Below are 22494 nucleotides of genomic sequence, written 5' to 3' on the forward strand. Positions count from 1 at the left end.
CCCGGACACCGCCACCGAAAACCCCGCGGTCGACTACCGGATCGTCCTCCTGAGCCACGACAACCCCACCATGCGATACGGCGTCCGCACCCTGGAGAGCGTCTCCCTCGCCGTCCACCGCAGACTCGCCGGCGGCGCGGCGGCCCGCGGCTTCACCCCGCCCGAGAAGATCAGCGAGATCCCTGACGGGAGCGCTCCGGCCGAGGGACCGGGCCCGGATCCGGGTCCGGGAGGCCCCGCGGCGCCGGGCCGGCCGGGATGGTCCGGGACCGCCGTGACCCGAGGAGCCGCGCCCCCGTCCCGTACAGCACGAGCCCGACGGCGAGCCCCGCGCCGGCACCGAAGCAGGCCGTCGGGATGACGTCGAGGGGCGTCTCGATCCGGCCCCAGCCCCAGTACGCGGCCCAGCGCAGCACCCGGTGGGCGATCCCCGCGAGGACGCAGCCGCCGATCAGCCCGGCGGCGAGGAGCCGCCCGTGCCGGCCCGGGACCGTGACCCCGGCCGGCAGCTCCACCCCCGGGACGGCGGAGCGGAGCGCCCGCGCCGTGCACCAGCCGAGGAGCGCGAGGGCCAGCGCCGAACCCCCGTACTGCGCGTAGAGATAGACCGGGAACCCGGCGACGACGTCGCCGAGGAAGGGGATCGCGCGGGTGCCCCAGCGGTCCAGGTGCGTGAAGGAGTCCCAGACCACGTGGGTCGTGGCACCGAGGATCGCCGACAGGCAGAACCACCCGGCGAGCGCGGCCGGGTGCCGCTCCCGCCAGGGACGGCCCCGGACGAGCCCGTACACCCGGCCGCGCCACCGGGCGGGCAGCAGCGCGACGAGTGGCTCGCGCACGGTCAGCCACAGGGCCACGAGCACGGCGGTGATCAGCACGTCGGCCGTGACGATCCCGACGGGGGAGTGGGTGACGTCCCCGAGGACCATCGCCCCGGGGAACGCGGTCGCGGCGAAATAGGTCATGTCGGGGGAGAAGGACCCGGCGACGAGCGCGGACGCGACGAGCGGCCCGCGCGCGGTCCCGTCCCGGCGCAGCGCGGGCAGCACGGCGGCGGCATGGCTCAGCGTGAACGGCAACGGGAGTTCCCCCAGGGTCCGGTGGCGACAGCGGCCGGTGTCCGTGAGGGAGCAGTCTGCACGGTCGGCCGGAGTGCAAGAGGGGCGGGATGCTCCGGTCGGTTCCCGGACTCACCTGGTCGACAGGCGTCCAAGAGGTGACGAAACCGTGAAACACGGTCAGCTGCCGGTATTCGCCGGTCCGGAGTTGGCATAGGGTCGCCAGAGGTTTCACGCGGGGAGCGCGAAACCGCGTCGATGGGGAGGGGACGACGTACATGGCAGCGCACATCGGCCACCGGCTGCGCAAGGGAGCCACCAGTGGTGTCGTGATGGCCGCGGCGGTCGCCGCGCTCGCCGCCTCGCAGGCGCCGGAGGCGATCCCGCCGGCCGCGGACAATGCCGGCGGAGACACCGCCATCGGTGCCGGTGACACGGCATCGCCGTCGGGAGACGGCTCAGCGTCGGGCGATTCCCCGTACTACACGCAGCTGCCGCCGCTGAACACGCCGAACAAGCCCGGGGCGACCACCAATCTGCCGGTGATCGCAGGCCCCGCCGAGGCCGGCATACCCGCGTCCGTCTACTCCGCCTACAAGCGCGCCGAGCTGTCCATACGTTCGACCGACCCCGGTTGCAACCTGCCGTGGCAGCTGCTCGCCGGCATCGGCAAGGTCGAGTCGGGTCAGGCGAACGGCGGCCGGGTCGACGCCAACGGCACGGCGTCGCCGCGGATCCTCGGTCCCGCCCTCGACGGCAACGGCTTCGCCATGATCGCCGACACCGACGGCGGCGCCTTCGACGGCGACAAGGTCCACGACCGGGCCGTCGGCCCGATGCAGTTCATCCCGTCCACCTGGGCCACCTGGGGCCAGGACGCCAACAGCGACGGGAAGAAGGACCCGAACAACATCTACGACGCGGCGCAGGCGGCCGGGCTCTACCTCTGCGCCAACGACCGCAACCTCGCGCTCAAGGCCGACCTCGACCAGGCGATCCTCAGCTACAACCGCTCCAGGGAGTACCTGAACACGGTCCTGTCCTGGGCCGCCTTCTACGAGCGCGGCAGCCACCAGGTCCCGGACGGCACGGGCGTGCTGCCGGTCGGGCGCAGCGACGGGGGCAACCGGGGCAACCGCACCCATCCCGCCACCCAGCTCCCGACCACGCCGACGACTCCGACGCCGAACCCGAGCACCCAGCCGCCGAAGGCGCCGGAGAACCGTCCCGGTCCGGTCAAGCCGCCGACCGTTCCGACCAAGCCCCCGGTCACCCCGCCGGTGACGCCGCCCGCGGTCCCGCCGGCCGCCAAGGTCGCGCAGCTCGCGATCGTGGCGAACCAGAAGCTGACCACGACCACCGGCAGCGCCTTCACGGGCGCTCCCCGGGTCGCCGCGCTCGACGCCGCGGGCAACCCGGTCGCCGGCGTGAGCATCCGCTTCGAGATCACCGGCACCACCGACACCCGCTTCGCCGACGGCGCGACGACCGCCACCGTCACCACCGGGTCGACCGGCCTCGCCACCTCGCCCGCCCTCCGGGCCGGCGAGAAGACGGGCTCCTTCACCGTGCGGGCCACCGTCGTGGGCCGGACCCTGGGCGCGGCCGACTTCGCCGCGACTGTCACGGAGCGCCAGGCGGACACGCTCACCCGGGTCCCCGGCGACGCCCTGACCGCCACGACCGGCTCCTCCTTCACCCAGCAGGTCCAGGTGAAGGCCACCGACAAGGGCGCCCTCGCCCCCGGCGTGCTCGTCACCGCGGTGATCGTCACCTCGAAGACGGACCCCAAGGAGAGCACCGCGGGCCCGTCCTTCAAGGGCGCGGACGGCACGGCGGTCCGTACCGTCACCCTGAAGACCGGTACGAACGGACTGCTCACCTTCGAGTCGGGCGACATCCTCGCGGGCGACACGGCCGGCACGTTCTACGTCCAGCTCACCGCACCGGGCGGCGGCACCACCTTCATCGACCTCACCGTCGCGGCGCCCGCGACGCAGACCCCGGAGCCCTCGCCCTCCGACAGCGGCTCGCCCGAACCGACCCCCTCCCCCTCGGCCTGACCGCACGCGCCACCGCACCGCGTTCCTCCGCGCCGTCCCCCGTCCGCACCGGACGGGGGACGGCGCTTCGCGTTATCCGGGTGCAACGTGTTCTCATCTCGCGGCCGCGTTGCTACGGTGCCCCCGCCCTGACGACCTATCAGATCGCATCCCGGGAGGCCGACCATGCGCGCCCTCGTCGCCGCCGCCATCGGACTCGCCCCAGTCCTCCTCTTCGTCCTGCTCCTCTCCGTGGTCGATCTGCCGCCCGACGGCCCCACCTCGCCCAAGCCCCTGCTGACCGCCGATCCCGGCGCCAGGAAGTAGGGGGACGACCGTGCGCCGCCGAGCCAGCCTCGTCCTGCTCGCCCTCGCCGTCTTCTGCGCCGCGATGGCCCCGACCCTGCGCTGGTACGCCTTCCCCCGCCTGGCGAAGATCCCGGCGAACCAGTACCAGGACACCGTTCTGGAGGCGCGGCCCGCGACCCTCCTCAACTACTCCACCCTCAAGGCCGAGAAGGTCGACAAGATCACGATCATCCAGACCCTCAAGGGCAACGTGGAGGAGTCCCGGCGCATCGAACGCGACGCCGGGCGCGACGTCGTCGTCTGGGACGCCCTCGCCTACGTCACCGGGCCCGACGGCAAGATGGTCTCCCAGGTCCCCGAGCGGTACATCTTCGACGCCCACACCCAGGACCCCGTCCACGCCACCGGCGAGTCCGTCGACGGCGACGCGGTCCGCCGCGAGGGCATCGAGTTCAAGTTCCCCTTCCTCACCGAGAAGCGCGACTACCAGTACTTCGACGCCCAGACCCGCACCGCGGCCCCCATCCACTACAAGGGCACCCGCACCTTCCGCGGCATGGAGGTCTACTACTTCGAGCAGACCATCCCCTGGACCAAGGTCCCCATGCCCAAGACCATGCCGGTCAAGGGCATCACCCCGAAGATCCTCGCCGACTCGGGCCTCACCCGCTGGTACACGACCAAGCGCATGTTCTGGATCGAGCCGGTCACCGGAGCCCCCGTCAACGGCGAGGAGATCCACAAGGAGGAGCTCCGCAACGCCAGGAAGCTGATGGGGCAGGACACCCTCACCGTCTTCGCGGGCCACGTGAAGATGCGCGAGGACTATCTGGAGAGCGTCGGCGAGCTGGTCTCCTCCAACCGCCTCATGGTCCTCATGCTCGTCTCCTACGTCCCGTGGAGCCTCACCCTCCTGGCACTGGCCTTCCTTGCTCTCGCCCTCTGGCTGGAGGCCCGCTCGCGCCGCCCCGAGCCGGAGCCCCCCGCCGCCCCCGCCCCGGCCCCGGTCAGCGCTCCCCTCTGAGACGGGCACTGGTGTGCCGGGTCGGCACCGCCGCGGACGGATCCTCGGGCCACGGGTGCTTCGGATACCGCCCCCGCAGCTCCGCCCGCACCGCGCGGTAGCCGTCCCGCCAGAACGACGCCAGGTCCGCCGTGACCGCCGCCGGCCGTCCGGCGGGGGAGAGGAGGTGGACGAGCACCGGGACCCCCGCCACCCGGGGCGTCTCCGCCAGACCGAACATCTCCTGGAGCTTCACCGCGAGCACCGGCCGCTCACCCCCGTACTCGACCCGTATCCGCGAACCGCTCGGCACCTCGATCCGCTCCGGCGCCAGCTCGTCAAGGCGCACCGCCTCGCCCGAAGCCCACGGCAACAGCCTCCGCAGCGCCTCCCCCGCGTCGATCCGCCCCAGATCGGCCCGGCGCGACGCCCGGGACAGCTCCGGCTCCAGCCACTCCCCGGCCCGCTCGACCAGCGCCCCCTCCGACACGTCCGGCCAGGGCTCTCCCAGCTCCCGGTGGAGGAAGGCGAGCCGCTCGCGCAGCTCCCCGGCCTCCCGGCGCCACCGCAGCAGCCCGAGCCCCTCACGCCGCAGACCGTCCAGCAGCGCCTCCCGTACGAGAGCGGGCTCGGCCCCGGAACCCAGGGGCCGGACCGTCAGCTCGACCGCGCCCAGCCGGTCCACCGACCGGGCGACCACGTCCCCGTCCTCCCAGTGGACCTCCTCGCCGGTGCTCCGCAGATGCCCGGCCGCCCGGCACGCCGTGGACTCGTCCACCACGGCCGCGAGCCGCACCCGCGCCGTGGCGTCCCTGGCGGTGCGGTCCGCCACCGCCACGGCCAGCCACGGGCTGGACCGCAGCCGAGACCCCTCGGCAAGCCGAGCCCCGCTCCCCGACGCCATCAGATAGCCACCCTGCTCCCGCGCCCGGGCCACCCGCTCCGGAAACGCCAACGCCGTCACAAGCCCGGCCGCGGCATCGTCGTCGACCCCGACCCCGACCCCGACCCCGACCCCGGCCCCGGACGAGGCCCCGGCCCCGGCCACGGACGAAGACCCGGCCCCGGACACAGACCCGGACACGGACCCCGACCCGGCCCCGGCCCTGTCCCCGGCGCCCCCGCCCACCGCCTCGCTCGCCGACCGCTCCAGGCGGCGCACCTCCGACCGCCAGCGCGCGCCGTACCCGTCGGTGCCCCGGCGGGCCGTCCGCCAGGCCGCCACCAGGTCGTCCCCGTACTCGCGCGGCGGCTCCTCGCCGATCAGCGCCACCACCTCCGCCGCCCGCCGGGCCCCCACCTCGGGCGCGCCGTCCAGGAGCGCGCGCCCCAGCCGGGGGTGCAGCCCGAGCCGGGACATCCGTACACCCCGCTCCGTGGCCCGGCCGTCCCCGTCGACGGCCCCGATCGACCCGAGGACCGCGCGGGCCGCCGCCATCGCCCCGGCCGGCGGTGCGTCGAGCAGCGCGAGCCCCTCCGCCGTCGGGTCGCCCCAGCAGGCGGCCCGCAGGGCGAAGTCCGCCAGGTCGGCGATCCTGATCTCCGGAGAGGGGAACCGGGCCCGGCCGCCGTCCTCCGCCTCGGCCCAGCAGCGGTAGACCACACCGAACTCCTCACGGCCCGAGCGCCCCGCCCGCTGGGTCGCCGCAGCCGTCGACACCGGCACCGTCGCGAGAGACCCGAGACCCCGGGCGTGGTCCGTCCGGGGCTCCCGCGCGAGCCCCGAGTCCACGACGATCCGCACCCCCGGAACCGTCAGGCTCGACTCCGCCACCGACGTCGAGAGCACCACCCGCCTCCGCCCGTCCGGCCCGGCACCCCGCAGCACCGCGTCCTGCACCGTGGCCGGAGCCCGCCCGTGCAGCTGCAGCACCTCCGCGTCGACCCCGTCGAGCAGCCCGGCCGTCCGCGCGATCTCGCCCGTACCCGGCAGGAAACACAGGACGTCGCCCTCGTGCCGCTCCAGCGCGAGCCGGACCGTCGACGCCACATGGCGCAGCAGAGCCGGATCGACCCAGGTGCCGTGCGCGGGCCTGATCCCGGCCGGCGGCGCGGCGAACCGCACCGCGTACCCATGCCCCTCGCCCTTGCTCCACACGATCGGCGCGGGCCCGCCGCCGTCCAGGACCGTGAGCAGCTCCGCCCAGGACTCGGCGTCGCTGGTCGCGGAGGCCGCGATCAGCTTCAGCTCCGGCCGGAGCGTCGCCCGCACGTCCACCAGGAAGGCCATCGCCGTGTCGGCGTCGAGATGCCGCTCGTGGCACTCGTCGAGCAGCACCACGTCCACGCCCGCCAGCTCCGGATCGCGCTGGAGCCGCTGGAGCAGGATGCCCGTGGTCACCACCTCGACCCGGGTCGCGGGGCCGCTCCGCCGCTCGCCGCGCACCGAGAAGCCGACCGCGCCGCCGACCTCCTCGCCGAGCAGCCAGGCCATCCGCCGGGCCGCCGCCCGCACCGCCATCCTCCGCGGCTCGGCCACCAGCACCCGGCGCACCGGTCCGTCCCCTATCAGCCCCGCGAGAGCCAGCGGCACCAGCGTCGTCTTGCCGGTGCCGGGAGGAGCGGACAGCACCGCCGCACCGCGCTCCGCGAGCGCGGCGAGCAGCTCGGGGACGGCGTGGCGGACGGGGAGACGGTCGAGTGCGTCGTTTCGGATCACGCACTCAGTCTCGTACGTGCGAAGAAGACGGAGGGCCCCGTTATCCACAGGGCCCTCCATTAGTAGTACTGATTACTCGTCCCGCTCGCAGACGAAGATCGCCGTCCCCGGGATCAGGTTCCCCCGCAGCGGGGACCAGCCACCCCATTCCTGGCTGTTCCAGGCCGGCCACTCCGGCTCGACCAGGTCCACGAGCCGGAAGCCGCCGGCCACCACGTCCCGCACCCGGTCCCCGATGGTCCGGTGGTGCTCCACGTACACCGCTCGCCCCTGCTCGTCCTGCTCGACGTACGGCGTGCGGTCGAAGTACGAGGCGGCGACCGAGAGGCCCTCGGGGCCCGGCTCGTCCGGGAACGCCCAGCGGATCGGGTGCGTCACCGAGAAGACCCAGCGGCCGCCCGGCCGCAGCACCCGGCGCACCTCACGGAAGACCCGCACCGGGTCCGCGACGAACGGCACCGCGCCGTACGCCGAGCAGGCCAGGTCGAAGGAGCCGTCCCGGAAGGGCAGCGCCCCCGCGTCCGCCTCCACCAGCGGCACCTCCCCGCCGATCCGCAGCGCGTGCTGGAGCTGCCGGTGGGAGAGGTCGAGGGCCACCGGCCGCGCGCCCTGGGCGGCCAGCCACCGCGAGCACTGTGCCGCGCCCGCGCCGATCTCCAGGACGGCGAGGCCCTTCAGGGAGCCGGCGGGGCCGAGGAGCCCGGCCTCGGCCTCGTCGAGCCCCTCGGGGCCCCAGACGAACCGGTCGTCGCCCAGGAAGGAGCCGTGCTCGCTCTGGTACTCGTCGGCGTTCCGGTCCCACCAGCCCCGGCTCGCCCGGCTGCTCTCCGCGTCCCCCGCGTCACGCCGGGTCGCCTCGGCCTCTTCCTCGTCCCCGTCGACCGCGTCTTCGTGTCCGTACTCTTGGTTCATCTCGCCCGCCGATGTAGTTTGCGCTCAGTGCCGCCGTGCGGCGGACCCCCGCCTTGGTGACGCAAGGGCCGTGAGTGCTGCCGGAATTGAGCAGATCTGCCCCGGGTGCGCGCTTCGCGCATTGACCCTGCCCGGCCGCCCCCGTATGCTAAAGGTTGCGCTGCGGGCCTGCGCGCCTCAGACGGAGCAGGCCGCGCTCGTACCTGTTGTATGTCCCCTCGGTTTTCGAGGTTCCCTCCCGTTCGCGGAAGGGTGCTTCATTGGCTGTCCGGCTTCTTGGTGCGATACGGGCTCTCGGCGTAGCAGTACCTACGACTTTCTGTCCGTAACCGGAGCCCTTTCCCACATGACGAGCAGCACCGAGACCACCGCCACCAGCACCACCCCGCAGGTTGCGGTCAACGACATCGGTAACGAGGAAGCCTTCCTCGCCGCGATCGACGAGACGATCAAGTACTTCAACGACGGCGACATCGTCGACGGCGTCATCGTGAAGGTCGACCGGGACGAGGTCCTGCTCGACATCGGTTACAAGACCGAAGGTGTCATCCCGAGCCGCGAGCTCTCGATCAAGCACGATGTCGACCCGAACGAGGTCGTCAAGGTCGGCGACGAGATCGAGGCCCTTGTTCTCCAGAAGGAGGACAAGGAAGGCCGCCTGATCCTCTCGAAGAAGCGTGCCCAGTACGAGCGCGCCTGGGGCACCATCGAGAAGATCAAGGAAGAGGACGGCATCGTCACCGGTACCGTCATCGAGGTCGTCAAGGGTGGTCTCATCCTCGACATCGGCCTCCGCGGCTTCCTCCCGGCCTCCCTGGTCGAGATGCGTCGTGTCCGCGACCTCCAGCCCTACGTGGGCAAGGAGCTCGAGGCGAAGATCATCGAGCTGGACAAGAACCGCAACAACGTGGTCCTGTCCCGCCGCGCCTGGCTCGAGCAGACCCAGTCCGAGGTTCGCCAGACCTTCCTCACGACCCTCCAGAAGGGTCAGGTCCGCTCCGGCGTCGTGTCCTCGATCGTCAACTTCGGTGCCTTCGTGGACCTGGGTGGCGTCGACGGCCTCGTGCACGTCTCCGAGCTGTCCTGGAAGCACATCGACCACCCGTCCGAGGTTGTCGAGGTCGGCCAGGAGGTCACCGTCGAGGTTCTCGACGTCGACATGGACCGCGAGCGTGTCTCCCTGTCGCTGAAGGCGACGCAGGAGGACCCGTGGCAGCAGTTCGCCCGGACCCACCAGATCGGCCAGGTCGTCCCGGGTAAGGTCACCAAGCTGGTTCCGTTCGGTGCGTTCGTCCGCGTGGACGAGGGCATCGAGGGTCTGGTCCACATCTCCGAGCTGGCCGAGCGCCACGTGGAGATCCCGGAGCAGGTCGTCCAGGTCAACGACGAGATCTTCGTCAAGGTCATCGACATCGACCTCGAGCGTCGTCGCATCAGCCTCTCGCTGAAGCAGGCCAACGAGTCCTTCGGTGCCGACCCGGCCTCGGTCGAGTTCGACCCGACCCTGTACGGCATGGCCGCGTCCTACGACGACCAGGGCAACTACATCTACCCCGAGGGCTTCGACCCCGAGACCAACGACTGGCTCGAGGGCTACGAGGCTCAGCGCGAGGCCTGGGAGACCCAGTACGCCGAGGCGCAGGCTCGCTTCGAGCAGCACCAGGCTCAGGTCATCAAGTCCCGCGAGGCCGACGAGGCCGCCGCTGCCGAGGGCGCTGCCGCCCCGGCCGCCGGCACCGCCGGTGCGGGCATCTCGGGTGGCTCCTACTCCTCGGAGTCGGACGACACCTCCGGCGCCCTGGCGTCGGACGAGGCGCTCGCCGCCCTCCGCGAGAAGCTCGCCGGCGGCCAGAGCTGAACAGGCTCTCCGCTGAGCGCTAGCCGCTAGCGAACCGAGGCCCGTTCCCCTTCGGGGGAGCGGGCCTCGGTCGTTTTCCGCACCCCCCGTACTCCTCCGCCGGAAGATCGCGCGACCCGGGAATGGCCGTGCCCCGCGCGGCGTTTCCAGAGAGAACACGAGGAGGAGCGGTAATCGTGCTTGATCCCCAGGATTTGTACGAATGGGACCCGAAGGGCGTGGCCGTCGTCGACCTGGCCCTGGCGCAGGAGTCGGCCGGGCTGGTCATGCTGTACCACTTCGACGGCTACATCGACGCGGGCGAGACCGGCGAGCAGATCGTCGACCGGCTGCTCGACACCCTCCCGCACCAGCTGGTGGCCCGCTTCGACCACGACCGGCTCGTGGACTACCGCGCCCGCCGCCCGCTGCTCACCTTCCGGCGCGACCGCTGGACCGCGTACGAGACGCCGTCCATCGAGGTCCGCCTCGTGCAGGACGCCACCGGCGCGCCCTTCCTCGTCCTCTCCGGCCCCGAGCCGGACGTGGAGTGGGAGCGGTTCGCCGTCGCCGTCCGGCAGATCGTCGAGCGCCTCGGCGTGCGCCTCTCCGTCAACTTCCACGGCATCCCGATGGGCGTTCCGCACACCCGCCCCGTCGGCCTCACCCCGCACGGCAGCCGCACCGACCTCATGCCCGGCCACCGCAGCCCCTTCGACGAGGCCCAGGTCCCCGGCAGCGCCGAGTCCCTCATCGAGTACCGGCTCACCGAAGCCGGCCACGACACCCTCGGCGTCGCCGCCCACGTCCCGCACTACGTGGCGCGGTCCCCGTACCCGGACGCGGCCCTGACCGCCCTGGAGGCCGTCACCGCCGCCACCGGCCTCGTCCTGCCGGGCGTCGCCCACTCCCTGCGGACCGAGGCCCGCCGCACCCAGACCGAGATCGACCGCCAGATCGGCGAGGGCGACGAGGAGCTGGTCGCGCTCGTGCAGGGCCTTGAGCACCAGTACGACGCGGCGGCCGGCGCCGAGACGCGCGGCAGCCTGGTCGCCGAGCCGGTCGACCTGCCGTCGGCCGACGAGCTGGGCCGTGAGTTCGAGCGCTTCCTCGCGGAGCGGGAGGGCGACGCCTAGCCCCTCCGGGACAGGCCCTAAGCTGCCGCTCATGCTGAAGGTGGGCCTGACCGGCGGGATCGGCGCCGGCAAGAGCGAAGTGTCACGGCTGCTCGTCTCGTACGGAGCCGTACTGATCGACGCGGACCGGATCGCGCGCGAGGTCGTCGAGCCCGGGACCCCGGGGCTCGCGGCCGTCGTGGCCGCCTTCGGGGACGGCGTCCTCACCGCGGAGGGGACGCTCGACCGGCCGAAGCTCGGCTCCATCGTGTTCGCCGACGCAGACCGGCTCGCCACCCTCAACACCATCGTCCACCCCCTGGTCGGGGCCCGGTCGGCGGAGCTGGAGAGCCGCGCGGGCGCCGGGGACGTCGTCGTCCACGACGTACCCCTGCTCACCGAGAACGGGCTCGCGCCGCTGTACGACCTGGTCGTGGTCGTGGACGCGTCCCCCGAGACCCAGCTCGACCGCCTCGTACGGCTCCGGGGCATGGCCGAGGCCGAGGCCGGGGCCCGGATGGCCGCCCAGGCCACGCGCGCGCAGCGGCTGGCCGTCGCCGACCTCGTGATCGACAACGACGGACCGCTCGACGCGCTGGAGCCCCAGGTGCGGAAGGTCTGGGAGGAGCTGGAGCGCCGCGCCGCGGCCCCGGCCGAGGACGCCTAGGGCCTGCCCGGCGGATCAGGGGCGCGGACCCGGCCATGATCCGCCGGACAAGCCCCGGCGTCAGGCCCCGCCAGGCCCGGCGGAATGCGGCCGCCGGGTCCGGTGTTCAACCACCGGTCGAGGGGAAGGATGCCATCGTGGCCGACAGCAACCCGGAAACGCACGTCATCGACTTCCGCGCCGCCGAGCACCTGCTGGCCGCACGGGACCCTCGTGGGGCCGTCAAGCTGCTGGACTCGGTGATCGCCGCCCACCCCGAGAACACGGCGGCGCGCCTGCTGCGCGCCCGGGCGTTCTTCGCCGCCGCACAGCTCCGACCGGCACAGCTGGAGTTCGAGCTGGTCCTGGAGCGCGAGCCGGACAACGCCTTCGCCCACTTCGCGCTGGCCCGCACCTTCGAGCGCTCCGGGCAGTCCGCCCAGGCCATCCGGCACTTCCGCCTCGCCGCCGCGCTGGACCCGAAGCCGGAGTACCTCCTGGCGGCGGGCTTCGACACCCGGAACTGAACGGGCGGAACCGAGCGGTCCGAGCGGGTGGGGGCGTCAGCGTCGTGGGCCGCCGTGATCCGGTTCGTACGGCGGGATGCTCCGGCCCGGCTGCCAGTGCGGGCCCTGATGGATGTGGTGCAGCACCACCGCCATGTCGACCGTGGCCACCAGGAACAGCACCCCGCAGGCCGCCGCCCAGCCGGGATGTTCCAGCAGGGAGAACACGGTCGTGCCGAAGGCCGCCCAGAGCAGCCCCCACATGCTCAGCCAGAACCGCAGGCGCAGCGCGCTGCGCGCGTTCACAGGCTCGTTCCCCGTACGCATGACGGTCGCATCTCCCCTCGGAACCCCGAGGTCACTTCCAGCATGTACCCGGGGTGGGGGAAAGGGAACGCCCGCCGAGGGGCGCTTCCCGCCTAGTGGACGACGCTGTAGCTGCGCCAGGGCAGGGTGCCGGGGGCGATCCAGTTCGCGGAGTTGGTGGCCACGTAGGTGGAGTTCTCGCCCTTACAGTCGCGGGTCCGGTACATGATGATGTCGGTCAGGGCGTTGTTCTCGACCCTGGTCACGCCCGAGGGAGCCAGGCGGTGGCAGCCCGTCACCAAGGGGCTCGTCACGGTCACCACGAACCTGTGCTGCGTCTCGGATTTGATCGTGCCCACGGCGGTGCGGCCGAGGCCCGAGCAGCCGGCGACGGCAAGGGTGAGGAGCACGGCCCCGGTGGCGGTCGTGAGACGCCGACGAACGGACATGGCGGATCCTCTTCTGTCGTGTCGTTTCAGGCCACCATGCCGCCCCCGGCGACCGCCGGCATCCTTTGCTGGGCCGTCCGGGGGAACCGCCCGACGCCCGTTGTCAGACCCCACCCGTAAGGTCGGAGGTCCAGTAGGGAAACGACACACAGCGGGAGGAGAGCGGAGCCGTGGCACACACCTGGATGACCAGCGCCGCCGTCTTCCTGCCGGCCTCTCTTCCCCGTGACGGCCGGGTCGCCTTCTGGGCGCCCGACGGCGGCCCGCTGCCGGATCCGACGGCGAGCGGGGCGGAGCGGGCCGAGCTGACCGTGGCCCGGCGGCACGGCAGCGGCGCCCGCGGCCGTTCCGTGCCCGCCGTGATCCTGCCGGTCGAGGCCGCCCTGCCGCATCTCGTCGCGGCCCGCCACCATCCGGCCGCGCACCCCGCCACCGCCGGCTGGGGCGCCGCCGCCCTGCACGCCCTGCACCTCGCCTCGCGCGGACGGCTCCTGCCGGGGCTGACCGCGGACGATCTCGACGCCTGGCGGGCCGGACCCCTGGACGCCGAGGACATCGCGCATCTGCGGGCCGTCGCCGCCGCCCTGCCGTACGAGGCATACGCGGTGCCGGTGCCGGGGCGCGGTCCGCTCCGGCTGCCCGAGCCCGAAGGCCTCGTGCGGGCCTTCCTCGACGCGGTCGCCGACGTGCTGCCCCGCACGCCAGCCGCCGCCCACGCGGTCGGCGCGCCGTTCGCGGCGCGCGCCCCGCAGCACCTGCCCCGCGCGCGTGCCTGGGCCGCCGAGGCGGCGGCCGGGATGGACGCGGGGGTGCGGGTCTCGCTCCGCCTGGACCTGTCGCCGTACGAACTCTTCGACACCGCCGATGCCCCGGACACCTCCGGCACCGCCGACGGGGAGCGGCACGCCGCCGCCGCGCTCCTCCAGATCCACAGCCTCGCCGACTCGACCCTCGTCATCGACGCGGCGGACCTGTGGGCGGGGGACGGCGAGCACTTCGGGCCCCGCGCCCGGATCGACGCCGTCCTCGCCCTGCGCCGGGCCGCCCGCGTCTGGCCCCCGCTCTCCCGGCTCCTGGAGCGGGACGTGCCCGACGTCCTCGCCGTCACCGAGGACGAGCTGTACGAGCTCCTCGGTCCGGCCGCCGCCCGGCTCGCCGACGCCGGGGTCGCCCTCCACTGGCCGCGCGAGCTGGCCCGCTCGCTCAGCGCCTCCGCCGTCGTCCGCCCCGCCCACGCCGCGCCCGGCTCCGCCACCGACGGCACCTCCTTCTTCGACAGCGAGGAGCTCCTGCGGTTCAACTGGCAGCTGGCGCTCGACGGCGATCCGCTCACCGAGCGCGAGATGGACCTCCTGGCCGAGGCCCACCGGCCCGTCGTCCGCCTCCGCGACCAGTGGGTCGTCGTCGACCCCGCCCTCGTCCGCAAGGCACGCAAGCGCGAGCTCGGCCTGCTCGAACCGGTCGACGCCCTCGCCGCCGCGCTCACCGGCACCGCCGAGGTGGACGGCGAGTCCGTCCCCGCCGTCCCCGTAGGGGCCCTCGCCGCGCTCCGCGACCGGCTCCTCGCCGGCCCCGAGGACGTGCAGGCACCACCCGGTCTCACCGCCACCCTGCGCGACTACCAGCTCCGCGGCCTCGCCTGGCTGGACCTGATGACCTCGCTCGGACTCGGCGGCTGCCTCGCCGACGACATGGGACTCGGCAAGACCGTCACCCTCATCGCCCTCCACCTGCGCCGCGCTCGCCGCGCCCCCACCCTCGTCGTCTGCCCGGCCTCCCTCCTCGGCAACTGGCAGCGGGAGGTGCGGAAGTTCGCCCCCGACGTGCCCGTCCGGCGCTTCCACGGCACGGACCGGGACCTCGACGGCACCGAGGGCGGCTTCGTCCTCACGACCTACGGCACCCTGCGCACCAGCGCCACCCGCCTCGCCGAGCGGGAGTGGGGGATGGTCGTCGCCGACGAGGCCCAGCACGTCAAGAACCCGTTCTCCGCGACCGCCAAGGCGCTCCGCGAGATCCCCGCACCCGCCAGGGTCGCCCTCACCGGCACCCCCGTGGAGAACAATCTCTCCGAGCTCTGGGCGCTCCTCGACTGGACCACCCCCGGCCTCCTCGGCCCGCTCAAGGCCTTCCGTTCCCGGCACGCCCGGGCCGTGGAGAACCACGAGGAGATCGAGCACGAGGAGGCCGTCGAGCGGCTCGCCCGGCTGGTGCGGCCCTTCCTGCTGCGCCGCCGCAAGTCCGACCCCGGCATCGTCCCCGAACTCCCGCCGAAGACGGAGTCCGACCATCCCGTCGCCCTCACGCGGGAGCAGGCCTCGCTCTACGAGGCGGTCGTCCGCGAGACCATGACGCGGATCGAGGGCGCCGAGGGCATGGCCCGCCGGGGTCTCGTCATGAGCCTGCTGACCTCCCTCAAGCAGATCTGCAACCACCCCGCGCAGTACCTCAAGGAGCAGGCGCCGCGCGGCAGCGGCACCGGGCGCCTCGCCGGCCGTTCCGGAAAGCTCGCCCTGCTCGACGAGCTCCTCGACACGATCCTCGCGGAGGACGGGTCCGTGCTCGTCTTCACCCAGTACGTGTCGATGGCGCGGCTCCTCGCCGACCACCTGGCCGCGCGCGGCATCCCGGCACAACTCCTGCACGGCGGCACGCCGGTGGCCGAGCGGGAGCGGATGGTCGACCGCTTCCAGGCCGGCGAGGTCCCCGTGTTCCTGCTCTCCCTGAAGGCCGCCGGCACCGGCCTCAACCTCACCCGGGCCGGCCATGTCGTCCACTACGACCGCTGGTGGAACCCGGCCGTCGAGGAACAGGCCACCGACCGGGCCTATCGCATCGGGCAGACCCAGCCGGTGCAGGTCCACCGGCTCATCGCCGAGGGGACCGTCGAGGACCGCATCGCCGAGATGCTCCGCGCCAAACGGGCCCTGGCCGACGCCGTCCTCGGCTCCGGCGAGGCCGCCCTCACCGAACTCACCGACCGGGAGCTCGCCGACCTGGTGTCCCTGAGGAGGCCCTCGTGAACCACGCCCGGGGCGCGCGGGGCGCACGGGGTGCCGCCCTCCGCCACGACGACCGCCGCCGCAGCTTCCCGCAGCTCGCGCCGCGCTCGGCCCCCGACGGCCGGTTCGCCGCCACCTGGTGGGGGAACGCCTGGGTGACGGTCCTGGAGAACACCGCCCTGGACCCGGCCCGGCTCGCGCGCGGCAAGGCCTATGCGGGGCGCGGCCATGTCGACGCGATCACGGTCACCCCCGGCCGGGTCGTGGCCTACGTGCACGGCACCCGGCCCCGGCCGTACCGCACCGAGATCAGGATGCGGACCCTCGGCGACGACGGCTGGGAGCGGTTCCTCGACGAGGCCGCCGCCCGCCCCGACCACATCGCCGCCCTCCTCGACAAGGACGTGCCGCACGCCCTGGAGGCGGTCACCGGACTGCTGCCCGCGCCGGGCGACCTGGTCCCCGACTGCTCCTGCCCGGACGACGGTTACCCCTGCAAGCACGCCGCCGCCCTCTGCTACCAGGCCGCCCGTCTCCTCGACGAGGACCCGTTCGTCCTCTTCCTGATGCGCGGCCGCGGGGAGCAGGAGCTCCTCGCCGAACTCACCCGGCGGAACGCCGCCCGGGGAGCCGCCGAGGCGGGCGCCGCCGCCCCGCCGATGCCCACGGTCCCCGCCCGGATCGCGCTCGACGCGGCCACCGGGTCCGGTCTGCCGCCGCTGCCGCCCGAGCTGCCCGTCCCGGACCGGCCCGGCCGCCCGGCCGTCTTCCCCCCGGACCCGGACGCCCCCGATCCGCTCGCGCTCGACCTCCTCGCGACCGAGGCCGCCGCCCGCGCGCACGCCTTCCTCGCCACCGGCCACGACCCGGTCGCCGCGCTGACCCCCTGGCAGGACGCGGTCCGGCTGGCCGCCGCGCACCCCGGTTCCGGACTGACCGCCTCGTCTCGCGCGCTCTACCGCGATCTGGCGTACGCCCTCGATCGCACCCCCACGGACCTCGCCCGCGCCGTCGCCGCCTGGCGGCAGGGCGGTGCGGCGGGACTCGTCGTCCTCGAAGAGCCCTGGGACCCGCCGGCCGGCCCGTTCGACCGGGCCAGACCCGCGCTGCTGGCGGCCGACTTCCCGGCGTTCCGCCCCTGGCGCAACCATCTCTCCGGGGAGTCCCTCCAGCTCCGGCTCGGCCGGGACGGTCTCTGGTACGGGTACGAGTCGGACGCCGGCCGCGAGGACTGGTGGCCGCGCGGCGCCCCCGACCCGGACCCGGTCGGCGCCCTCACCGACCTCCTCGGGCGTTGACGGCTGCCGACGGGCGTGCGTGGGTGTGACGGACATTGGCGGGTGTGACGGGCGTCGGCGGGTGTGACGGGTGTCGGCGGGTGTTGACCCGACACTCGAACGGATTCCCACTCGATGGGGTGAAACCCGTCAACGGCCGGATCCGGCGCACACGTTTGTCGCGTTGATTCCGGTACGGGCACTTGCCCGTGCATACCTCCGGAAGGCAGGAAGCCATGAGGCAGATTCGCCGAAGTGGTCTGGCCACACTGTTGGTCACGGGCGGAGCGCTCGCCCTCTCGGCGGGCGCCGCCCATGCCGACGCCGGCGCCGAGGGCGCCGCGGTCGGTTCGCCGGGAGTCGGTTCCGGCAACACGATCCAGCTGCCGGTGCACGCGCCGGTCAACGCCTGCGGCAACACCGTCAACGTCGTCGGTCTGCTCAACCCGGCCTTCGGCAACAGCTGTGCCAACCGCTCCACGGAGCGGGAGGCAGGGGGGTACGGGGACGAGAGCGGCGGCGGTTCCCACAAGGACCAGCCCGCCACCCCGCGCGGCGGCGAGCAGGCCGGCGGCTCCCAGAGCGGCTCCCACGGGGGCGGCTCCTCCAACGGTGGCGGGTCCACCGCCGAGACCCACGCCGCGGGATCCCCGGGCGTGCTCTCCGGGAACGGCCTCCAGCTGCCCGTCGACCTCCCCGCGAACGTCAGCGGGAACTCGGTCGACGTCGTCGGCATCCTCAACCCGGTCTTCGGCAACACCTCGGTGAACGGCCCGGCCAAGCCCGAGCAGCCGATCGAGACGCCGACGCCGCGCCCGCAGACCCCCGTGCGCAACGTGCCGGTGCCGCGCTCCGAGAGCGTGCCTCCGGCCGCCCCGGCCCCCGCGCCGCAGGGTGAGACGAGCACCGCCTCGCTGGCCGCCACGGGTTCGGACGCCATGGGCTACGCCGTTCCCGCGAGCGCCGCGCTGCTCCTCGGCGGCGCCCTGCTGTACCGCCGCGCACGCCGGGCCGCCGACCAGGCCTGAGGGTCCGCCCGGCCGACGCGGGCTGACGCCCGAGCCGTCAGCCCCGTTCCCGGCCGCCCGCGGTACCGCCGTCCTGGCGCCAGGTCCGGAGCACCGCCTCGATGGCGGGCGCGATCCTCGTCCGGGCCTGGTGACGGGGAACCCCTTGCATCAGCAGGGAGTCGTACGGCGTGTCCACATGCCGTACGGAGGCTCGTACCGCGGCGGTGACCGCGCCGCGGTCGAGCGAGCGGCCCGCGGCCGTGCGCCCCACCCGTCCGCTGCCCTTGGCCGAGGCGTGGACGGCGATCTCCGTGGCCCGGTCGGCCGGGCAGGACGGGAAGAGCCGCAGGATCTCCGTCAGGAGGACCTGGGTGATCTCGGCGTCGAGGGCGGCGCGCCGGAGCGCGTCCCGGGCCCGCCGCGCGGCCCGTGCGTCCGCGTCGGCCAGGCAGGCCCGTTCCGCCTCGGCGAGGGCGGCCTCCTCGACGAGCAGGCCCTGGCGCTCGTACCGGGTGCGGCGTCGGTTGTGCCGTACGACCACGGCCCAGAGGGTGCTGGCCTCCCGGGCGCGGCGGGTGAGCGCCGTGTCGCCGCGGCGCAGGAAGACCAGATGGCCGAGATCGGCGCAGTCCAGGCAGACCGGCGCGTTGAAATCGACGATCATGCGTTCCAGCGGCCCCCGGTGGCACTCCGAGCAGCGGCGGCGCCGGAGCGGTTCGACGACGACGGGCGCGACGAGGTCCACGGCAGGTCCCCGGTCAGCGGACGCCGGGCGCGGCGGCGGCGATGAACACGGCGAGTGCCTCCTTCGCCTGCTCGGAGCGCCGGGCGCGGTCCGCCTCGTCGACCGCCTCGTGCATGCAGTGGGAATCCACGAAGGCGGCCTCGGCGAGCCGCCGGACCTCCGGGTCGTCGCACACCAACTGGACGTGGAAGAGGGCCTGCCGGGCGGCGGTGCGCTGCCGGTAGGAGGCGTGCCGCGACTCCTCCGCCTCTTCCGAGCCGGGCTGTCGGCGCGCCCGGAACCAGCGGTCGTTCTGGCTGTGCCGGTAGTCGACGACGGCGCCCGCGAAGGCGCTGTAGGTCGCGATCCGTTCCTGCCGGAGCTGTTCGGTGCGGGCGAGGGCGGCCGTGCGCTCGGTCGCCCGCCCCTGGAACCAGTGCGTGAAGACGACGCCCAACAGGGTTCCCGCCACTGCTATCAGCGCCGCATCCATGATCGGCCCGCCCTCCCGTTCCCTCTCGGCCGTCAGAGGCCTTCAGACCCGTAGATCATGACAGCAGAGGGGGCCGGACGTCACTGCCGGTAGCCGCTCAGGAAGCGGCCGATGCGGCTGATGGCGGCATCGAGGTCGTCGGCGTACGGCAGGGTCAGGATGCGGAAGTGGTCCGGGCGCGGCCAGTTGAAGCCGGTGCCCTGCACGACCTGGATCTTCTCCCGCAGCAGCAGGTCGAGGACGAACTTCTCGTCGTCGTGGATCTTGTGCACGGCGGGGTCGAGGCGCGGGAAGGCGTACAGGGCGCCCTTCGGCTTCACACAGGAGACGCCCGGGATCTCGTTGAGCTTCTCCCAGGCCCGGTCGCGCTGTTCGCGCAGCCTGCCGCCCGGGGCGGTGAGCTCGTGGATCGACTGCCGGCCGCCGAGCGCGGCCTGGATGGCGTACTGGGCGGGGGCGTTGGGGCAGAGCCGCATGGAGGCCAGCATGGTGAGGCCCTCCAGGTAGTTCTTCGCGTGCTGCTTGGGGCCGGTGACGACCAGCCAGCCGGAGCGGAAGCCCGCGACCCGGTACGTCTTGGAGAGCCCGCCGAAGGTGAGGACGACCAGGTCGGGGGCGAGGGAGGCGGCCGGGTGGTGGACGACCTCGTCGTAGACGATCTGGTCGTAGATCTCGTCGGCGAAGACCATCAGGCCGTGGCGCCGGGCGAGTTCGAAGATGCCCTCCAGGACCTCCTTCGGGTAGACGGCGCCCGTGGGGTTGTTCGGGTTGATGACGACGATGGCCTTGGTGCGGTCGGTGATCTTCGATGCCATGTCGTCGAGGTCCGGGTACCAGTCGGCGGACTCGTCGCACAGGTAGTGCACGGGCTTGCCGCCCGCGAGCGTGACCACCGCCGTCCACAGCGGGTAGTCCGGGGCGGGTACGAGGACCTCGTCGCCGTCCTCCAGGAGGGCCTGGACGGCCATCGAGATGAGCTCGGACACACCGTTGCCGAGGAAGATGTCGTCGACGTCCACGTCCGGCAGGCCCATGGACTGGTAGCGCTGGGCGACCGCGCGCCGGGCGGAGAGGATCCCGCGCGAGTCGGTGTAGCCGTGGGCCTTGGGGAGCATCCGGATCATGTCCTGGACGATCTCCTCGGGGGCCTCGAAGCCGAAGAGCGCCGGGTTGCCCGTGTTGAGGCGCAGGACGCTGTGGCCCGCCTCCTCCAGGGCGTTGGCGTGCTCGATCACCGGGCCGCGGATCTCGTAGCAGACCTCGTTCAGCTTGCTCGACTGCCGGAACTCCATGTCCGACCTCCCAGGTCCCCGGAATCAGTGTTGCTTGGTTTTACCAAGTTCAAGCTTGGAAAGTCCAACAACATGTCTAGACTGCGTCGCATGCCACGTCAGCCACGCCGCCGCAGCTACGACCAGCACTGCGCCGCCGCGCGCGCCCTCGACCTCGTCGGCGACCGCTGGACCCTGCTCGTCGTCCGCGAACTCCTCGCCGGGCCGCGCCGCTACACCGACCTCCACGCCGACCTGCCCGGCGTCAGCACCGACATGCTCGCCGGCCGTCTCAAGGACATGGAGGGCGCCGAGCTCGTCACCCGCCGCCGGCTGCCCCCGCCCGTCTCGGCGTACGTGTACGAACTCAGCCCGCGCGGACGTGACCTGCTGCCCGTCCTGCGCACCCTCGCCGCCTGGGGCGCGCCCGACCTCGGCGAGCCGCGGCCCACCGACGCGGTCCGCGCCCACTGGTACGCGATCCCGCTCCTCGGCGCGCTGACGGAGCTCGGCGCGGGGGTCGTCCAAGTGACGCTCGACGAGGGCGAGTTCCACGTACGGATCGGGGCCGACGGGGGCATGGCGTACGGGGACGGGGCCGTGGACGCCCCCGACGCCCGGCTGCGGACCGACGCGGCGACCTGCCGGGCCCTCGCGGCGGGAGAGCTCACGCTGGGCGAGGCGGTGGATGCGGGCCGCGCCGTGCTGGAACGCCCCGCGGCGGTCGTCGCGTCGGCCTGAGCTCAGGACTGCGCCGCCAGGGCCTTCGCCAGGCGGTCGCGGGCCGCCGTCTGGGCCGCGATGCGCGCGTCGATCACGGCGAGCCGCTCGCGGGCGATCTCCAGGGCCCGGGCGGACGGCGGGGCCGCCGAGATGTCCCCGTCCAGACAGGTGCGGAACGCCGACACGTCGTCCAGGGTGAACCCCGCGTCCAGCAGGTACCGGATGTTCGCCACCCGCGCGACGGCGATCTCCTCGTACACCCGGTACCCGTTGGCCGCGCGGCACGACGTGATCAGCCCCGCCTGCTCGTAGTGCCGCAGCGCGCGGGCCGACACCCCCGTCCGCCGGGCCAGTTCACCGATGCGCAAGGACGCCACCTCCTCGCGCAGTCGTATCACGAGACCAGCGCGCCCCCGTCGACCGGCAGGACGGTGCCGGTCAGGAAGGCGGCGTCCGGGGCGGCGAGCGCGGTGATCGCCCAGGCGACCTCCTCGGGCCTGCCGACCCGGCCCAGCGGGGTGTGCGCGAGCTGCCAGGCCCGCACCGCCTTCCGCTGCTCGGGGGAGAGGCCCATGTGGTCTGCGATCGGGGTCTCGATCGCACCGGGCGCGACCGCCACGACCCGGACACCGGCCGGCGCCAGCTCCACCGCCCAGCAGCGCGTCAGGGTCTCCAGGGCGCTCTTGGTCGCCGGATAGAAGGAGTTGGCGGGCCAGCCGCGCTGACCGATCGTCGTCGTCACGTTCACCACGACGCCCCGGGACTCCCGCAGCGCGGGGACGGCCGCCTGGGTGAGCAGGACCGGGGCGACGAGGTTCGTCTCCAGCAGCGGGGCCATCACGGAACGGTCGAGGGTGCCGAGCGGGCCGCCGGCGGAGATCCCCGCGTTGTTGACGAGGACGTCGAGCCGGCCGTGGGCCGCCAGCGTGGCGCGGACGATCTCCTCGGCCGCGCCCTCCGCCGTGATGTCGGCGGCGAACGGGTGGATGCCCGGGTGCCCCTCGGCGGTCTCCCGCAGCGGCTCCGCCCGGCGGCCGACGGCGACGACCGTCGCCCCCTGCCCGGCGAACGAGCGCGCGGTGGCCCGGCCGATGCCGGTGCCCGCGCCGGTGACGACGACGACCCTGGTGGGTGTGGTGGTGTCCATGGACC

At 73.6% G+C, this 22494-nt stretch carries 21 protein-coding genes; 11 read left to right on the plus strand and 10 right to left on the minus strand.

All coding sequences use genetic code 11. The features are described from left to right. Positions 1-170: 170 nt before the first annotated feature. Positions 171-1079: a DUF4184 family protein gene (locus tag AC07AW_RS11805; protein ID WP_478815250.1), complete on the minus strand. Its 909-nt coding sequence runs from the start codon at positions 1077-1079 to the stop codon at positions 171-173. A gap of 257 nt (positions 1080-1336) precedes the next feature. Between AC07AW_RS11805 and AC07AW_RS11810 the strand changes: the two genes are divergently transcribed. The 3 genes from AC07AW_RS11810 to pgfA all read left to right on the plus strand — a co-directional run bounded on the left by AC07AW_RS11810 (position 1337) and on the right by pgfA (position 4433). Then, positions 1337-3121: a lytic transglycosylase domain-containing protein gene (locus tag AC07AW_RS11810; protein WP_478815251.1), complete on the plus strand. Its 1785-nt coding sequence runs from the start codon at positions 1337-1339 to the stop codon at positions 3119-3121. A gap of 165 nt (positions 3122-3286) precedes the next feature. Then, positions 3287-3427 carry an SPW_0924 family protein gene (locus AC07AW_RS11815; protein WP_369143656.1) on the plus strand — a complete coding sequence of 47 codons (141 nt, stop codon included), beginning with the start codon at positions 3287-3289 and terminating at the stop codon, positions 3425-3427. 10 nt (positions 3428-3437) lie between these two features. Beyond that, complete coding sequence (gene pgfA / locus AC07AW_RS11820) at positions 3438-4433, plus strand: cell envelope lipid trafficking protein PgfA (RefSeq protein ID WP_478815252.1); 996 nt, start codon at positions 3438-3440, stop codon at positions 4431-4433. Here the strand turns inward: pgfA and AC07AW_RS11825 are convergent. After that, on the minus strand, positions 4417-7071 hold the full coding sequence (locus AC07AW_RS11825; protein ID WP_478815253.1) for an ATP-dependent RNA helicase: 2655 nt from the start codon (positions 7069-7071) through the stop codon (positions 4417-4419). The genes pgfA and AC07AW_RS11825 overlap by 17 nt on opposite strands. Positions 7072-7143: 72 nt before the next feature. Further along, complete coding sequence (locus AC07AW_RS11830; protein WP_478815254.1) at positions 7144-7983, minus strand: class I SAM-dependent methyltransferase; 840 nt, start codon at positions 7981-7983, stop codon at positions 7144-7146. A gap of 346 nt (positions 7984-8329) precedes the next feature. Here AC07AW_RS11830 and rpsA point away from each other — a divergent pair, with 346 nt between their 5' ends. The 4 genes from rpsA (at position 8330) to AC07AW_RS11850 (ending at position 12108) form a co-directional block, all read left to right on the plus strand. Continuing rightward, positions 8330-9841 (plus strand): 30S ribosomal protein S1, encoded by a 1512-nt coding sequence (gene rpsA / locus AC07AW_RS11835; RefSeq protein WP_478815255.1) that lies wholly within the window; start codon positions 8330-8332, stop codon positions 9839-9841. A 176-nt stretch (positions 9842-10017) separates the two neighbouring features. Continuing rightward, positions 10018-10956 (plus strand): PAC2 family protein, encoded by a 939-nt coding sequence (locus AC07AW_RS11840; protein WP_478815256.1) that lies wholly within the window; start codon positions 10018-10020, stop codon positions 10954-10956. Between the two features lie 31 nt (positions 10957-10987). Continuing rightward, positions 10988-11602, plus strand: coding sequence for a dephospho-CoA kinase (gene coaE, locus AC07AW_RS11845; RefSeq protein WP_478815257.1), 615 nt, complete (start codon positions 10988-10990; stop codon positions 11600-11602). A 137-nt stretch (positions 11603-11739) separates the two neighbouring features. Next, positions 11740-12108, plus strand: a complete 369-nt coding sequence (locus AC07AW_RS11850) for a tetratricopeptide repeat protein (protein WP_478815258.1) — start codon at positions 11740-11742, stop codon at positions 12106-12108. Positions 12109-12144: 36 nt separating this feature from the next. Here AC07AW_RS11850 and AC07AW_RS11855 read toward each other — a convergent pair whose 3' ends face one another. Next, positions 12145-12414, minus strand: coding sequence for a DUF6343 family protein (locus tag AC07AW_RS11855; RefSeq protein ID WP_478815259.1), 270 nt, complete (start codon positions 12412-12414; stop codon positions 12145-12147). 92 nt (positions 12415-12506) lie between these two features. After that, on the minus strand, positions 12507-12842 hold the full coding sequence (locus AC07AW_RS11860) for a hypothetical protein (RefSeq protein WP_478815260.1): 336 nt from the start codon (positions 12840-12842) through the stop codon (positions 12507-12509). Positions 12843-13027: 185 nt separating this feature from the next. Here AC07AW_RS11860 and AC07AW_RS11865 point away from each other — a divergent pair, with 185 nt between their 5' ends. From AC07AW_RS11865 to AC07AW_RS11875, 3 genes are all read left to right on the plus strand, one after another. Next, a complete protein-coding gene (locus tag AC07AW_RS11865; protein ID WP_478815342.1) occupies positions 13028-15865 on the plus strand; it encodes a DEAD/DEAH box helicase in 2838 nt (945 codons plus the stop codon). Then, the gene (locus AC07AW_RS11870; protein WP_478815261.1) at positions 15862-17142 is read left to right on the plus strand and encodes an SWIM zinc finger family protein; all 1281 of its coding nucleotides are present in this window, start codon (positions 15862-15864) and stop codon (positions 17140-17142) included. The genes AC07AW_RS11865 and AC07AW_RS11870 overlap by 4 nt, the downstream gene beginning before the upstream one ends. A 215-nt stretch (positions 17143-17357) precedes the next feature. Continuing rightward, complete coding sequence (locus AC07AW_RS11875; RefSeq protein ID WP_478815262.1) at positions 17358-18149, plus strand: chaplin; 792 nt, start codon at positions 17358-17360, stop codon at positions 18147-18149. A gap of 37 nt (positions 18150-18186) precedes the next feature. Here AC07AW_RS11875 and AC07AW_RS11880 read toward each other — a convergent pair whose 3' ends face one another. The 3 genes from AC07AW_RS11880 to AC07AW_RS11890 form a co-directional block, all read right to left on the minus strand. Continuing rightward, positions 18187-18876 carry a DUF2293 domain-containing protein gene (locus tag AC07AW_RS11880; protein WP_478815263.1) on the minus strand — a complete coding sequence of 230 codons (690 nt, stop codon included), beginning with the start codon at positions 18874-18876 and terminating at the stop codon, positions 18187-18189. A gap of 13 nt (positions 18877-18889) precedes the next feature. Further along, positions 18890-19348: a hypothetical protein gene (locus tag AC07AW_RS11885; protein WP_478815264.1), complete on the minus strand. Its 459-nt coding sequence runs from the start codon at positions 19346-19348 to the stop codon at positions 18890-18892. Positions 19349-19428: 80 nt separating this feature from the next. Continuing rightward, complete coding sequence (locus AC07AW_RS11890; RefSeq protein WP_351180983.1) at positions 19429-20640, minus strand: pyridoxal phosphate-dependent aminotransferase; 1212 nt, start codon at positions 20638-20640, stop codon at positions 19429-19431. A 90-nt stretch (positions 20641-20730) separates the two neighbouring features. Between AC07AW_RS11890 and AC07AW_RS11895 the strand changes: the two genes are divergently transcribed. After that, positions 20731-21360 carry a winged helix-turn-helix transcriptional regulator gene (locus AC07AW_RS11895; RefSeq protein ID WP_478815265.1) on the plus strand — a complete coding sequence of 210 codons (630 nt, stop codon included), beginning with the start codon at positions 20731-20733 and terminating at the stop codon, positions 21358-21360. Positions 21361-21362: 2 nt separating this feature from the next. Here the strand turns inward: AC07AW_RS11895 and AC07AW_RS11900 are convergent, their stop codons facing one another. Both AC07AW_RS11900 and AC07AW_RS11905 read right to left on the minus strand, forming a co-directional pair. Next, the gene (locus AC07AW_RS11900; RefSeq protein ID WP_478815266.1) at positions 21363-21710 is read right to left on the minus strand and encodes a MerR family transcriptional regulator; all 348 of its coding nucleotides are present in this window, start codon (positions 21708-21710) and stop codon (positions 21363-21365) included. 26 nt (positions 21711-21736) lie between these two features. Continuing rightward, positions 21737-22489 carry an SDR family NAD(P)-dependent oxidoreductase gene (locus AC07AW_RS11905; protein ID WP_478815267.1) on the minus strand — a complete coding sequence of 251 codons (753 nt, stop codon included), beginning with the start codon at positions 22487-22489 and terminating at the stop codon, positions 21737-21739. Positions 22490-22494 lie beyond the last annotated feature (5 nt).

Source organism: Streptomyces sp. NPDC044003, assembly GCF_056435185.1.